This is a genomic window from Stenotrophomonas koreensis (assembly GCF_001431525.1).
GTDB lineage: Bacteria > Pseudomonadota > Gammaproteobacteria > Xanthomonadales > Xanthomonadaceae > Stenotrophomonas > Stenotrophomonas koreensis.
Map to the genome: position 1 here is coordinate 1 of NZ_LDJH01000046.1, position 713 is coordinate 713.

Annotated in this window: 1 protein-coding gene; it reads left to right on the forward strand. The window is 69.7% G+C overall.

Features of this window, described 5'->3' with window-relative positions; genetic code table 11:
• Positions 1 to 82: 82 nt before the first annotated feature.
• Positions 83 to 589 (forward strand): dihydrofolate reductase, encoded by a 507-nt coding sequence (locus tag ABB25_RS14035; protein WP_211259333.1) that lies wholly within the window; start codon positions 83 to 85, stop codon positions 587 to 589.
• The last annotated feature ends 124 nt before the right edge of the window (positions 590 to 713 follow it).

Genomic DNA, 713 nt, shown 5'->3' on the forward strand with positions numbered 1-713 from the left:
GTAACCGGCAGCACGCCGGGCGTGACGGCAGGACGCCGGGTCGGCGATGATCAGCGCTGCCCTCTTGCGTGAATGCATGCCGATGTCCGACCGCCCGCTGATCTCGTTGCTGGCTGCACTGGCCGAGGACCGCGCCATTGGCCGCGGCAATACGATGCCCTGGCACCTTCCCGATGACCTGAAGCGCTTCAAGGCGCTGACCCTGGGCAAGCCGATCCTGATGGGGCGCAAGACCGCGCAGTCACTGGGCCGCGCGCTGCCCGGGCGCTTGAACCTGGTGCTGACCGGCAGCGGCCAGGTGCCGTTTGCCGGGATGCAGGCGGTGGACAGCCTGGAGCAGGCGCTGGAATTGACCGCGCAGGCCGGCGCCGGGGAGCTGTGCGTGATCGGCGGCGGCCAAGTGTATGCGCAACTGCTGGACCGGGCCGATCGGCTGTACCTGACCCATGTCCATACCCGGGTGGCCGATGCCGATGCCTTCTTCCCGGCCTGGGACCAGACCGGCTGGCAGGAAGTGGCACGTGCCCATCATCCCGCCGATGCGCAGCACGCACTGGCCTTTGATTTCGTCGATTACCGCCGCGCCTGAGCCGGTTGCCCGGGCAGGGGCCAGCGCCGCTGGCCGGCGCCGGCGATCTCAGCGGTCAGTGGCAGGCGGTGCGGGATTGCCCGTGCCGCCATTGCCGCTGCCGCTTCCCTGTGGCTTGTTGCCG